The sequence below is a fragment of the Leptospira bourretii genome, assembly GCF_004770145.1.
Lineage (GTDB): Bacteria > Spirochaetota > Leptospiria > Leptospirales > Leptospiraceae > Leptospira_A > Leptospira_A bourretii.
Window position 1 is genome coordinate 410,113 of record NZ_RQFW01000010.1, and the last position, 12,295, is coordinate 422,407.

Consider the following 12,295-nt stretch of genomic DNA (forward strand, 5'->3'; position numbering starts at 1 on the left):
AACGGATTTTAGTTTTTTCTTTGTACAGGATAGAACTAATTTCGTCCAGAATATCCTATCACATCCATAAAAGCGGAAACAGAAAATACAGCCTTTCCTGGACCAGGTTCCCCGTATCCTGGAGGAGTGGGGAGGCCATAGTGTTCGAAGGTTTCTTTCCAAGCCCGTAATAATTCACAAAAATACACAAGCGGTGGGCCTGCTTGTTGGCCAAGAGTCGTATATGGTTCTGGACACCATGCGGTGAATCTCGGAACAATTCCTTTCGACATAAAAAAGTCTAAACCTTGTTTTGTGGAAGTGATGGCTTCAGCGACAGTTTTAAATCCCCATGGTTCGGAAAGTTCCACTCCGCCCACAAAGTTAGGAATTACATTCTCGGGACCAAAGACTTCTGCAGAATCCACAACCCTTCGAATCCAATTTTCATAACCAATCCAACTAGACTTTCCAGGACAGATTTTTTCAAAGAGAGCCTTGTCCCAAACTTCATAGTTAGGGTGATAAATTTGGATCCCTGCATCTTTAAACTTTTGGCAGTCTTCTTTTTCAAAGGCTTGGGCCACCAGTTTTCCCATCCAACGTTTGGGGAATCTTGCTTCAATTGCCTCTGGATACTGGAGGTAAAAATCAACTTCTGATTTTTTCTTGAGGTTGGTGAGGACTGATCCACCAGTAATGGTATACACCTTAGCAATTTGATCTTCCGCATCCACCCAAGAAAGGACTTCTAAAATATCTTCCACATCTTTCACACCCGTGTAAGGTCGACCTGCCCCTTTTTGTTGGCGGTAGTTGTGGTTGATGTCACAGTATGCGCATTCCTCATCTTTTCCAAAGTATTGGCAGTTTCGAAATACGGTGAGATACAAAAGATAACCCCATTCAATCACAGGTGCTACCTCTCCCGGTAACTTTCCTGATTTGGTTTTGTGTCTGTACCAAGAAGGGATAGGAGGATACTCAGCGCTCCCAATCTCTGTTTCTTCTAGAAACAAAGTGGGAATTCCTTCCTTTGATTTCATTTTATAAGGAGAGTTCGGGTTGTTTCTAGTGGAGATCACTGTTTTTAAAAGACCAAAATGACCACCTGAAATTTTGATTTCTTCGGGTGCTTTGGTATCGGCCCCGTCTTTTAAGTCAGCAAGCGGGATATGGTCGAAGGAAAAGATAAAGTAGTCTTTGGATTTATAAGGATCTTTCACTTGAAAGGATTCGGGTAAAAAGTGAATGCCCTGTCTTAGGATGTCTTGTTTGACAATGGCTTCCATTGGTAGGTCTTTGTACAACCTTTCCATTTCTTCCAGGAGTTTGATGGAGGAGGCGGGTCTTTGGTTCAGCGTAGAGGTTTCAGCCATAATGGGAGTTTTTTTCTTCCTGTATCTTAGACAAAGCGATTTTCAAAGGAAAACCCCTTCTTTTCCCTTGAAAATGCCCCGATTCAGGGAAAAATACTGAATATTCGTTTACAAATCCGGTCACTAAATTATTTTTTTTCCGAACTAATGAAATTTTTTTCATTCTAGAAAAAAATACAAAAAAGCTGGGAATTTCTAAACCCTCAGTTTGTTGATTAGAGTAACGAAAGTTGAATTTCACTAAGGGACAGGACGATATGAAAGCATCGAAACTAACCATAATGGGTCTAGCACTTCTTTTCACTGGTCTTACAGTTTGTAAGAAACCAGATGCAGAAGTGTCTGAAGCACCAAAAAAACCAGCAGATTTATCTGCGGTAGTCGTATTTGCGGTCGGAGATTCAAAAATCCAACACGCAGACCAAACAGAAGAAAAAGCACAGCTTGGTGCCCTTCTGAAATCCGGGGATAACGTAGTCACAGGCGACAATGGAAAAGTAGACATCCAATTTGCGGATGGATCGAGCATTCGTATCTCTCCTAAGTCCGCGATTGACTTTGCGAAACTCTCCCAAGACAATTCTGGAACTACAGACACTCAAATTGCTCTGGTTTCAGGAAAGGTATTTGCGAAAGTCAACAAAGCTAAGAAAGAAGACAACTTTACTGTCGTAACACCAACTGCGATTGCGGGTGTGCGAGGAACGTCTTTTATCGTAGAAGCTGCAGAGGGAAAACCTGCGAAAGTAAAAGTAGTTGAAGGTGCGGTTGCATTTGCTCCACGTGTTCCTGCTCTAGAAAAACTTTCTACAGAAGAAATCTCTGGAAATGCTGACTTGAAAAAACTCCAAGAGTCTCTTGCAAAAGCAGAAGTCATCCTAGAGAAAGACCAAGCATCCACTCAATCTGCAAAATCTGCTGATCTTGCAAAGGCTGCTGACATCCAAACTTTGGACTTGAACAAAGCTTTCAAAACTTCTGAAAAAGAAAAGTTGGTTGTTGAAAATGCAAAACTCACTAAGAACGAAGAGCAAGAAATCAAAACCATCGTAACAGTTGATAAAAAAACTGCAGAAGAAATTGCAAAACTTAGCGAAACAGCTCAAACTGAAAAGTTAGATGAGTTGAAAAAACAAGAAATTGATGCTAAGAGACATGCAATTGAAGGTGAAGTTGCAAAACGCCAGGAAGAAGAGAAGAAAAAATTCGAAGATTCTTTGGCTAACCAACCTAAAGAATTTAAGTCTAAAAAAGACATCGTAAACTACTACGAAAGAATTGAAAAAATCGTTCTAGTAGACGGAAAAACAGTGATTGGAGCGATCATCAACCAAGAAAACGGACAGTTGATTGTTCACACTGAAAATGGTGTTAAGAGAATTGATATGGACAATGTAGAAGAAGTCATTTACGACCTTCAACAAAAATCTAAATTCTAATTAAACCAACCCTTACGTAGAAAAGAAGCCTGGAGAAAAAATCTTCAGGCTTTTTTTATGTACATTATTTTTTGTTATTTAAACGCTGATCAATTGTCTTTGGATTTGTATTCGTTCCAAAGAATACGGATGGCACTGATGAGTGGACTTGCTTCAATTAATAGTAAGTTGGATTCGTATTTCACAAGTAAGGTGCTATTTCCAAATCGATCCATTTCTCCCCATTCTACTTGTAAATCAGGCAAATGAGATAAGGCTTTTTGGATGAGGACTTTTACTTCAAAGTCAGTTAAGGTTTCTCCGATTTCGCTTAGGTCTTTTAAGATGGAGAAAAAGAAAGTTTTGGCAAGTTCCTCCCTAAACGCCTCCAATTGTTCCTGGTCCATACTTTATGTTTCGGACCAATCAGTTTGCTTCGTCTGAAAAATATTCCTCTGCATGGTAGGAAGACCGAACGAGTGGGCCGGAGGCTACTGTTTTGAATCCAGTTCGGTATGCAAATTCCTTCCAAAATTCAAAAGCTTCGGGTTTTATAAATTCTTGCACAGGGTAGTGGGTGGGGCCGGGTTGAAGGTATTGGCCAATGGTAAGCATCCGAACTCCATGTTGAAAAAGATCTTCCAAACATTGTTTTACATCTTCTTCCCTTTCCCCAAGTCCTAAAATGAGTCCACTTTTTGTAAGGAAACCGTGTTTTGCAATGTGAGCTAGAACCTCAAGTGAACGTTTGTAGTTTTTCTGTGGTGTGATGGTAGGGAAAAGTCGCTCCACCGTTTCAATGTTATGATTGATGATATTGGGTTTTGCCGCATATAGAATTTGTAAGGATTCCTCTTTGGCTTTAAAATCGGGGATCAACACTTCGATCGAACAAGTCGGACGATAGGTTTTGATTTTGGTTATGGTTTCTGCAAAGTGACCTGCTCCCCCATCTTTGAGATCGTCACGGTTGACAGCGGTAAGCACCACATGTCGTAATTCCAGTTCTGCTACGGATCTTGCCACTCGTTCCGGTTCTTCTAAATCGAGGGGATTTGGTTTTCCAAAGGCAACATCACAATACTGGCATCGCCTTGTACAAATATCCCCTGACAACATATAGGTCGCAGTCCTGCGGTTCCAGCAGTGGTTGAGGTTCGGGCAACTCGCGGATTCGCAAACTGTATGTAGTTTTTTGGATTCGACCTCTTCTCGCACTTTGGATAGGGCATCCCCTTCTGTGGGAAAACTCACTCTCACTTTCATCCAGGAAGGAAGGTCCACCCGGGGGCTGATATTTTTAGAGCGAGGTTTCTTTTTTAGTGGATTCATACCTTCTTTAGACTTTTTGAAATGAGGCCACTTTGTAAAATGGAAAATCATGAGGATCAACGCATTTCTAGCCAAATTAGGTCTCGGTTCCCGTCGGAAAGTAGAAGAGTTGGTTCTCTCTGGAAGAATCAAAGTCAATGGAAGTACCATCACAGACCTTTCGTTTCAGGTTTCTCTAGAGGATTCGGTGAGTTTTGATGGCAAAGCAGTGCAAATGGAAGAGGAGTCGACCAAACGACCCAAAATCATTGCTTTCAATAAACCTGCTGGTTACTTAACTTCTCACGAAGACAAATTCCACGAAAATACTATTTTTTCCCTTCTTCCAGAAGGTTTTCAAAAATACAATTATGCCGGTCGTTTGGATTTGGATTCTCGCGGGCTTTTGCTTTTATCCATTGATGGAGATTTTATCCAAAAAGTCACACACCCAAGAAACAAAATAGATAAAGAATATATCATCAGTTTGAAACAACCCGTAGCTTGGAAGGCCATTGCCGATGAGTTTATGTTAGGTGTAAGGGAAGGTGGTGATACCCTTAGGGCTCTGTCTGTAAAACCTGCTAATGTAGTCCCCGAAAAAACAGCCCCAGGTTTCACTAGTTACCTAAGCATCATCCTAAAAGAAGGGAAAAAACGACAAATTCGAAGAATGTGCAAGGCTAAGGAAATGGTGGTTCTCGATCTTTATCGGATTCGGATCGGAAAATTGGATTTACGCGATTTTGTTCTGGATGAAGGGAAATATAAAGTTGTGACCGAAGAACAGGTTCTTGGAAAACCAACTGCTTAATTTAGTTGAAGAATCCAATCCGCTCTTAAAATTGTGAGGTTAGGGGATTTGTTTTTTTGAAATCAAAACCGTTTTTATTTTATCCTGTGATTCTGTTTCTTTTTATCTTTCTTGTAGATAAAATTTTTCTTTTGCCTGTCTTCCATCATGATTTCCTTCAGGCCGGGAATTCTGTTTTTTATTACCAAAGAAAGATACTGGCCGATCGGTTACTCGCGGACAAGGAGGCTCAAGAAAAAAAACTCGCCCTTGTTTTTGGTGACTCTCGATCCTATCCTTTTTCTGAATTAGGAATTCCAGATCCTTATAAGAAAACTTGGACTCTTTATAATTTCAGCAGCCCACAAGGAATTCCCATGAATTCCTATATCCAATTAAAAGAATTATTGGAAAAGGGTGTCACTCCTGAGTTTGTCATTCTTTCTCTTAGTCCAGAAGCTTTCGATGATAATAAAGGTTTTATTCTTTCCCCATTTCTTCGAATGGGTTGTAACAAAGAATGTTTGGATATCGTATGGAAAGACATCCCTCTCAAAGAAAAATGGACTTATTTTTTGGATAAACTCTTTGTAATTCGTAGTATGGAATTGAATTTATCTTTATTCAGTTCTCGCCTCAAACAGGGAAAATTAAAAGAATACAATCCACGATACAACCAAGAGTTCCAACTCATCAACCTCAGTAAAGGTGAGTATCTAATGTATGGTGTTCAGGCCAATCCAATTGAAAAAATCAGAAAAGACACAGTTCGTATTGGAAGTTTGTATATGAGCACCTATTCTTTGGGAGAATCCCAAAAACCTTATGTAGAAGCTTTTTTAGATCTCACTCGCAAAAATAATATCAAAACTTTAGTTCTTTGGCCAAAGGTGTATGGCGATTATTATAAATATTATGAAAGGTTTCATATAAAAGAAGTTTGGTGGGAGCCGATGGAAATTTTGGCAAATTCCTATGGAGCTCATACTTTAAATTGGAACAAAGAAGGCACTTGCGATTTATTTAATGATGCCTCACACCAATCTGCATTTTGTTTTGTAGACCAAATAAAAGATATTTGGGTAAGTTACGCTGAAAAGTAGATTTAAGAATATACCCTATAAAATTAAAGCCCCTCTTCGAGCGGATCGTCCCAAACGGTCCCTTCGGTTTGCGATTTGGAGTTTGATTAGTAGCACTGTTTCCATCTGGTCCATCCTTGCCATTACAAACTTATCAGGACATTCTCTTCTCATTGGTTCGTTTGGAGCTACGGCAGTGTTACTTTTTGCAGTACCGGATGCTCCTCTTTCCCAACCCCGAAATTTGATTGGAGGGCATTTGATCTCTGCTACCATTGCTGTGATCCTTGTGGCCACTCTCGGAACCAATTTTTTTACCATTGGGTTTTCTGTAGGACTTTCGATTTTTGTGATGTATTTAACTCACACCTTACACCCGCCAGGTGGTGCAACTGCAATGATTGGAGTTCTTGGAGGAGTGGGAATTGACTTTATTTTGTTTCCGGTTTTGATTGGGGTGATGATCCTACTCGTGAATGCACTCGTAGTGAATAATTTGGTCCACCACCGAAAGTATCCGGTGGTGTGGTTTTAAGTTTTTACCAGTTTAGTTTTTTTGAATCTTCAACAAACTTCGCAAGACCACTATCAGTGAGTGGGTGTTTGAAAAGCATTTCAAATACAGAATATGGTAGGGTCACACAATCTGCCCCACGAAGTGCTACTTCTTTGAAGTGGATGGGATGGCGAACCGATGCTGCAAGGATTTGTGTTTCGATTCCATAGTTGTCATAAATGTCTCGGATCTCAGAAATGAGTTCCAATCCATCATATCCAATATCATCCAAACGACCCACGAAAGGGGAGATGAAACTGGCACCAGCTTTGGCCGCAAGTAAAGCTTGGTTGGCAGTGAAACATAAGGTTACGTTGGTTTGGATTCCTTGGTCAGAGAACGCTTTTACTGCTTTGATTCCTTCTGGAATGAGAGGAACTTTGACCACAACGTTTTCTGCAATTTTAGAAAGCTCTAAACCTTCTTTGATCATTGTAGGAGCGTCGGTTGCAAGGACTTCTGCACTCACAGGACCCTTTACAAAACTACAAATTTCTTTGATGACTTCCGTGAACTTACGGCCGGATTTTGCGATGATGGATGGGTTTGTGGTGATCCCGTCTAGGAGGCCAAGTTCATGGACTTTTTTGATTTCGTCAATGTTGGCTGTGTCTAAAAATAAATTCATTTTGCCTCGTCTGGATGGCTTGGAAGAACCAAGCCTCACGAGACAGGGTAACTACGGGATTAAATCCCGCAAGGTTTTTGTTTCTTGAACGCTGAAGAAATCGACATAATCCTTAGCGATTACCTCTTTTAAGTTGGCTGAAAAGTAATCAATTCGACGTGTGTAAGGAGCTTTTTTATAACCTTCTCTCCATACTACGGCAAATCCACCACGAGGAGGGTTCTCACGTCTTTCGACAAGTTCCCAAATGGCGGCTCCAGAAACCTTATCATCCCCTATGGCTTCTTTTCTGGGTTTCCCGTATTTCTTTTCCATCTTCTCTTTTATTTTTTCAGAAGGGACAAGATTGAAAGTCACTCCAACGGAGAAGAGAATTCCATTTTCGCGAAATTCCGTTTGTCCATCGATGGAAGGATCTGATTCAGGCGCTCCTTCTCGTTTAGGGCGAACTTCCTTTAATAATTCTGGAGTTTTATAAAAACGATAGAGATAGAAGATTCCATTTCGTTTGATGAGAAGGCTTTCCTCTTTTTTTTCATTTAAGAGTTCGATCTTTTCCTTCGATTCCGGGTTGGTTGCCATAGACAAAAACTTTTCGCGGATGGATTCAAAGGTCATCCCCCAGGAAGCTTCCGCAAATCCATCCAAACTATTCGGAATTTCTGTTTGGGCGCTAAGAAGTCCAGGGACTAGAAAAAGAAGGAAAACCAGATATTTCTTCATATGATTCCTATCGGTCAAAATTTCAAAAAAGAGAACCTGTTTCTTACTTAAAATCATCCTGGAAGGGGTCATCTCCCAATCCAAAATCGTCAACCTCATTGGTAAACGGTCCTTCCTCTTCTTCTTCCCAAACATCTTCTTCACCCTGACCTGTGGTAGTGGAAGGTGCACCCCAGTCATCGTCTGACTCATAGGAATAGGAAGAGCTACTTTCCTCAAAACTCATACCAAAGATAGGTTCCCTGTTCCAAAGGAAAATAAGGACTGGGATTTGTAAAAAAACTAGGAGTAGGTAAAACAAAAAGAAAAGGTCACGGTCGAGACCGTAGTGTACTGCGCCCGCAGCCAAATTCCCTAATGCCAGGCCAGAAAGGGCGGGTTTGGCGAGTGCCAAAGAACGTTCTCCCCGGTAAGCCTCTTTTAAGAAGGGAAAGGAAAAGAAAACTGCCAAAAAGAAAATGGGCATATGAAAGATATGTTCAAATGGCCCGGGCCCCTTATCTCCAAGGGCTGACCCGAGAAGAGACCAAAGCCAAACAAAAAGGGCACTTCCGAAAAAGGCCCCAGACCCATAGATTAAATTTCCCCCTGATTCCAAAATATCCAGGCAGATGCGGAACACATCTCCCCGAATGTCTGTTAGTTCTTCCCTACGGTAATTGGTTTTTTTAGAAAAGAATAGAATCTTTACATAATAAACAAATACCGCAGTCACCAAACAAAAGAAGGTGAGAAATAGGAGGAAAAGAAAAAATTCCATTAGTGACGAAAATGCCTCATTCCAGTGAAGACCATAATCAGTCCATGTTCGTCAGCGGCTTGGATGACTTCTTCATCACGGATGGATCCACCTGGTTGGATGATGGCTTTTGCGCCCACTTTGGCAATGGAATCAATTCCATCACGGAAAGGAAAAAACGCATCACTTCCCACATAAGATCCTACAACCGAAAGTCCTACTTTTTGGGCTTTCATCGCACCAAGCTCCACCGAGTCCACACGAGACATTTGTCCTGCACCAATTCCAAGAGTTGAGTTTTGGTCGGTGTAAACAATGGCATTGGATTTGATAAACTTCACACAGTTCCAAGCAAACATCAATCCTTCTAAATCATCTGCGGTTGGTTGTTTTTTAGAGACCACTTTTAGTTTGTCTTTTGTAATCAAATCATAATCACGATTTTGGATGAGAAGTCCGTGGTGGAGGGAACGTAAATCAAGTTCATCCAATGCTTCGTCAAACTTAGCAATAGGAATCAAACGGATATTAGGTTTTTTTCCAAAAATTTCGAGTGCTTCATCGGAAAAACTTTCTGCAATCACACCTTCCACAAAGTTCTTTGTGATTTCTTCAGCCGCATCTTTTTCCACTCGCCCATGGATTCCAATGATTCCACCGAAGGCAGAAATAGGATCTGTTTTTCTCGCAAGTTCAAAGGATTCGAGAACGTTTTCGCCAAATGCAATCCCACATGGGTTTAAATGTTTTACGATCGAAACTGCATTTTTGGGAAGCAGGCTTGCCACATGAAAAGCCGCATCAAAATCCAACATATTATTGAAGGAGAGTTCTTTTCCTTGTAAGGCTTCAAACTGTGATTTGATGAATAGCGGTTCATAAAACGCAGCGTCTTGGTGTGGGTTTTCACCGTATCTAAGTTTTTGTTTTTTATTAAAGGCAAAAGTGATTTTATCAGGGTATTTGATATCCAACTTTTTATTAAAGAAAGTGGAGATGGCAGAATCATAAGATGCAGTTTCTGAAAATACTTTGGCTGCGTATTGAAAGGCGGTTTCCCGGGATACTTTTCCTTTATTTGCCGTAAACTCGGCTTGAAAGGATTCATAATCTTTAGGGTCAGTCAGAACTACTACGTTTTTATGATTTTTTGCCGCCGAACGAAGCATAGACGGTCCACCGATGTCGATGTTTTCGATTGCATCTTCAAGGGTTACGTCTGGTTTCATGACTGTTTTGACAAAAGGGTAAAGGTTCACAATCACAAGGGTGATGGGAACAATTCCATTACTTTCCATTTGTTTGACATGGTCTGGGTTTGTTGTGTCACCAAGAAGGCCACCATGAATTTTCGGATGGAGGGTTTTCACTCGGCCGTGGAGGATCTCTGGAAAACCGGTAAACTCATCTACTTTTTTCACCGGAATTCCCGCTTTGGAGAGGGCATCATAAGTTCCGCCTGTGGAAAGAATTTCCACTCCGTTTTTGGCGAGGAAGGAACAGATTTCTGTAATTCCGGCTTTATCGGATACGGATACGAGTGCTCGTTTGATTTCGATCATTTTAGGATTTCTACCTTTCGTTCTTTGATTTTTAATTTATCTTCACAAAACAGTTGTATAGCGAGCGGAAGGATTTTATGTTCTTCCGCAAGGATTGCAAGGGATAGTTCTTTTTCATTCCATTCGGGGGCAATGGCAATCGCTTTTTGCAAAATGATGGGACCCGTATCCACACCTTCTTCCACAAAGTGAACCGTACAACCTGCAACCTTGACCCCGTAGTCCAGGGCTTGTTTTTGGGAATCGAGTCCAGGGAAGGCGGGGAGGAGACTTGGATGTACATTGATGATTTGGTTATGGAACCGGCGCACAAATTCTGGTTTCAGAATTCGCATATAGCCGCAGGCCACAATTAAATCTGGAGAGTAGGTTTCCACTTCCCCCAGCAGATCTTTATGGTAGTCGGCCTTTTGGGGATAACTGGAGTAGGGAATGACTTTTGTGGGAATTCCAAAGGATTTGGCAATCCCCAGAGCCTTTGCTTCCGGGTTGTCTGTCACAAGGGCTACCAGGTCGGACTTTAGCTTTTTTTTACGAATGTACTCGACAGAAGCGGTAAAATTGGACCCTCTTCCCGAGGCCAAAAAAACGACACGTTTTATTTTTCCCATGTGATATTCTAAGAATATTCACTTGGGTCATTAAGCAAGTATCCTTTTTGGTCGATGGGAATACTCAGGAGAAAAAAATGTCGCTTGCGAGAAAAACCGGTGCCTCTGCTTACAATGAATACAAAGCCAATGAGATATCTACCGTTAGCCAAATCAAACTGATCGTGATGCTTTTTGACGGAGCCATCCGATTCCTTGGTGTGGCCAAAGACAATATGACTCCCCGAAAGTATGATGTTGTGAATAACAATATCATCAAAACCCAAGACATCATTACAGAACTTTTGCTCTCTCTCAATATGGAAGAGGGGAAAGAAGTAGCAAATAATCTTCTGTCATTATATGTTTATTTGAAGAAAAGATTGTTAGAAGCCAATATGCGTAAGGATAAGGCCATCATTGAAGAGTGTATCAAAATCCTAATTGAGTTAAAAATCTCTTGGGAAGAGTTAGAAAAAAAAGACACTCCCAATCCAAACATAGCTCCGGGCAACCGTCCTACTGGGATTTCCATCACCGGTTAATTGAATACTGATAAATTTATGGTTTCATCCAAACATAATACCAAACAACTTCTGCAAAAAAAAATCCAATATTTGGAATCACTGATTGCCAATTTAAAACGGGAAGAAGAACTGCTTTCCTATCGTGATGCCGATTCTGCTGTGAAAATTGAATTTAAAAATGAAATCATTATTAGAAAACTAGAAGCAGTCGACCGGGAACTTTGGGAAAGGCAAGAGATGGAAGTTTATACGGAAGAAGAAATTGCCATTTCAGAAACTGTCTTTGCAAAGTTAGATGAAGCAAGAAACCTCCAACAAAAAGTGCAAGAATTGCTTGTCTTTGAAATGAATGAGAGTAAAAAAGAATATTGGGAATTCAGTATCAAACGACGATTGAAATCGCATTTGATCCAGTCCTCCGGCCTCTCATGGACAAAAAATTACTGTTAAATGATTCCCTCAATTTTTTAGGCCTTAGTGCCGGATTTACCGAATCAGAACTCAAAGAATCCTATCATAAACTCGCCAAAAAATACCATCCAGATTCCGGTGAATTTACGAGTGATGTGATGTTTTTGGAGTTAAACAAACATTACGAATCCTTAAAAGACCATCTCCTCATCCATCCAGAGGATGATTTTTCACACTTGGTGAGTGGTGAGGTTTGTGGAGATTCGGAAGTTCCACCCATAACAAAACCTTCCAAAGACCCTGTCTTTCATGAATACAAATTGGCCAAAGAAAAAGAAACGGAGGCCATTTTACGTTATTATGAAAAACGGAATCTCCATCCCATTGAACTTTCAGAAAGTTTGAATAAAGAACTTGTGCAGTTGCGAAAGGACTTAGAACCAGTTCTTTCTGTTTATGCAGAGATAGTAAAAAAACATCCATCTAGCCTTTGGGCAAATGATGCCAAAGATTCCTTAGATCGACTTCGCGTTTGGTGGAGTTAAAAAAAAAGCCAGAGAAATACTCTCCGGCGTTTTCGAAATAAGGCCTCTTTGA

Annotated in this window: 15 protein-coding genes; 7 read left to right on the plus strand and 8 right to left on the minus strand. The window is 40.7% G+C overall.

All coding sequences use genetic code 11. The features are described from left to right. Positions 1-35: 35 nt before the first annotated feature. Positions 36-1,358, minus strand: coding sequence for a radical SAM protein (locus EHQ47_RS06905; RefSeq protein ID WP_135776846.1), 1,323 nt, complete (start codon positions 1,356-1,358; stop codon positions 36-38). Positions 1,359-1,615: 257 nt separating this feature from the next. On the opposite strand from EHQ47_RS06905, the gene EHQ47_RS06910 reads away from it, so the two are divergent. Further along, positions 1,616-2,797, plus strand: coding sequence for a lipoprotein LipL45 (locus EHQ47_RS06910; protein WP_135693072.1), 1,182 nt, complete (start codon positions 1,616-1,618; stop codon positions 2,795-2,797). 89 nt (positions 2,798-2,886) lie between these two features. On the opposite strand, the gene EHQ47_RS06915 is transcribed toward EHQ47_RS06910, so the two are convergent. Both EHQ47_RS06915 and lipA read right to left on the minus strand, forming a co-directional pair. Beyond that, on the minus strand, positions 2,887-3,183 hold the full coding sequence (locus EHQ47_RS06915; protein WP_135776847.1) for a hypothetical protein: 297 nt from the start codon (positions 3,181-3,183) through the stop codon (positions 2,887-2,889). Between the two features lie 19 nt (positions 3,184-3,202). Continuing rightward, positions 3,203-4,108, minus strand: a complete 906-nt coding sequence (lipA, locus tag EHQ47_RS06920; RefSeq protein ID WP_208727400.1) for a lipoyl synthase — start codon at positions 4,106-4,108, stop codon at positions 3,203-3,205. A gap of 49 nt (positions 4,109-4,157) precedes the next feature. On the opposite strand from lipA, the gene EHQ47_RS06925 reads away from it, so the two are divergent. The 3 genes from EHQ47_RS06925 to EHQ47_RS06935 are packed head-to-tail and all read left to right on the plus strand — an operon-like array spanning position 4,158 to position 6,497. After that, positions 4,158-4,901 (plus strand): pseudouridine synthase, encoded by a 744-nt coding sequence (locus tag EHQ47_RS06925; RefSeq protein ID WP_135693075.1) that lies wholly within the window; start codon positions 4,158-4,160, stop codon positions 4,899-4,901. 56 nt (positions 4,902-4,957) lie between these two features. Next, positions 4,958-5,983 carry a DUF1574 domain-containing protein gene (locus EHQ47_RS06930; protein ID WP_135776849.1) on the plus strand — a complete coding sequence of 342 codons (1,026 nt, stop codon included), beginning with the start codon at positions 4,958-4,960 and terminating at the stop codon, positions 5,981-5,983. A 22-nt stretch (positions 5,984-6,005) separates the two neighbouring features. Further along, complete coding sequence (locus EHQ47_RS06935) at positions 6,006-6,497, plus strand: HPP family protein (protein WP_425269565.1); 492 nt, start codon at positions 6,006-6,008, stop codon at positions 6,495-6,497. 4 nt (positions 6,498-6,501) lie between these two features. On the opposite strand, the gene fsa is transcribed toward EHQ47_RS06935, so the two are convergent. Genes fsa through purN form a run of 5 tightly spaced genes read right to left on the minus strand, consistent with a single transcriptional unit; the run spans position 6,502 to position 10,781 of the window. Further along, the gene (fsa, locus tag EHQ47_RS06940) at positions 6,502-7,146 is read right to left on the minus strand and encodes a fructose-6-phosphate aldolase (RefSeq protein WP_100742700.1); all 645 of its coding nucleotides are present in this window, start codon (positions 7,144-7,146) and stop codon (positions 6,502-6,504) included. A gap of 51 nt (positions 7,147-7,197) precedes the next feature. Beyond that, positions 7,198-7,869 carry a hypothetical protein gene (locus EHQ47_RS06945; RefSeq protein ID WP_208727401.1) on the minus strand — a complete coding sequence of 224 codons (672 nt, stop codon included), beginning with the start codon at positions 7,867-7,869 and terminating at the stop codon, positions 7,198-7,200. Positions 7,870-7,912: 43 nt separating this feature from the next. Continuing rightward, positions 7,913-8,629 carry a hypothetical protein gene (locus EHQ47_RS06950; RefSeq protein WP_135776850.1) on the minus strand — a complete coding sequence of 239 codons (717 nt, stop codon included), beginning with the start codon at positions 8,627-8,629 and terminating at the stop codon, positions 7,913-7,915. Then, complete coding sequence (gene purH / locus EHQ47_RS06955) at positions 8,629-10,170, minus strand: bifunctional phosphoribosylaminoimidazolecarboxamide formyltransferase/IMP cyclohydrolase (RefSeq protein WP_135776851.1); 1,542 nt, start codon at positions 10,168-10,170, stop codon at positions 8,629-8,631. Before purH ends, EHQ47_RS06950 begins: the two co-directional genes overlap by 1 nt. Further along, a complete protein-coding gene (gene purN, locus EHQ47_RS06960; RefSeq protein ID WP_135747868.1) occupies positions 10,167-10,781 on the minus strand; it encodes a phosphoribosylglycinamide formyltransferase in 615 nt (204 codons plus the stop codon). The genes purH and purN overlap by 4 nt, the downstream gene beginning before the upstream one ends. 77 nt (positions 10,782-10,858) lie before the next feature. Here purN and fliS point away from each other — a divergent pair, with 77 nt between their 5' ends. The 3 genes from fliS to EHQ47_RS06975 are packed head-to-tail and all read left to right on the plus strand — an operon-like array spanning position 10,859 to position 12,243. Continuing rightward, on the plus strand, positions 10,859-11,305 hold the full coding sequence (fliS, locus tag EHQ47_RS06965) for a flagellar export chaperone FliS (RefSeq protein WP_135747869.1): 447 nt from the start codon (positions 10,859-10,861) through the stop codon (positions 11,303-11,305). 18 nt (positions 11,306-11,323) lie between these two features. Continuing rightward, positions 11,324-11,737 carry a flagellar protein FlgN gene (locus tag EHQ47_RS06970; protein WP_135747870.1) on the plus strand — a complete coding sequence of 138 codons (414 nt, stop codon included), beginning with the start codon at positions 11,324-11,326 and terminating at the stop codon, positions 11,735-11,737. Continuing rightward, entirely contained in the window at positions 11,716-12,243 is a 528-nt protein-coding gene (locus EHQ47_RS06975; protein WP_135776852.1) for a DnaJ domain-containing protein, read from the plus strand. The genes EHQ47_RS06970 and EHQ47_RS06975 overlap by 22 nt, the downstream gene beginning before the upstream one ends. The last annotated feature ends 52 nt before the right edge of the window (positions 12,244-12,295 follow it).

Bases quoted from the DNA above. Each gene is read 5' to 3' on its own strand.
- purN (WP_135747868.1), bottom strand. From the start codon at position 10,781: ATGGGAAAAATAAAACGTGTCGTTTTTTTGGCCTCGGGAAGAGGGTCC.
- EHQ47_RS06975 (WP_135776852.1), top strand. From the start codon at position 11,716: ATGGACAAAAAATTACTGTTAAATGATTCCCTCAATTTTTTAGGCCTT.
- fliS (WP_135747869.1), top strand. From the start codon at position 10,859: ATGTCGCTTGCGAGAAAAACCGGTGCCTCTGCTTACAATGAATACAAA.
- fsa (WP_100742700.1), bottom strand. From the start codon at position 7,146: ATGAATTTATTTTTAGACACAGCCAACATTGACGAAATCAAAAAAGTC.
- EHQ47_RS06970 (WP_135747870.1), top strand. From the start codon at position 11,324: ATGGTTTCATCCAAACATAATACCAAACAACTTCTGCAAAAAAAAATC.
- EHQ47_RS06945 (WP_208727401.1), bottom strand. From the start codon at position 7,869: ATGAAGAAATATCTGGTTTTCCTTCTTTTTCTAGTCCCTGGACTTCTT.
- purH (WP_135776851.1), bottom strand. From the start codon at position 10,170: ATGATCGAAATCAAACGAGCACTCGTATCCGTATCCGATAAAGCCGGA.
- EHQ47_RS06915 (WP_135776847.1), bottom strand. From the start codon at position 3,183: ATGGACCAGGAACAATTGGAGGCGTTTAGGGAGGAACTTGCCAAAACT.
- EHQ47_RS06950 (WP_135776850.1), bottom strand. From the start codon at position 8,629: ATGGAATTTTTTCTTTTCCTCCTATTTCTCACCTTCTTTTGTTTGGTG.
- EHQ47_RS06910 (WP_135693072.1), top strand. From the start codon at position 1,616: ATGAAAGCATCGAAACTAACCATAATGGGTCTAGCACTTCTTTTCACT.
- EHQ47_RS06905 (WP_135776846.1), bottom strand. From the start codon at position 1,358: ATGGCTGAAACCTCTACGCTGAACCAAAGACCCGCCTCCTCCATCAAA.
- lipA (WP_208727400.1), bottom strand. From the start codon at position 4,108: ATGAATCCACTAAAAAAGAAACCTCGCTCTAAAAATATCAGCCCCCGG.
- EHQ47_RS06925 (WP_135693075.1), top strand. From the start codon at position 4,158: ATGAGGATCAACGCATTTCTAGCCAAATTAGGTCTCGGTTCCCGTCGG.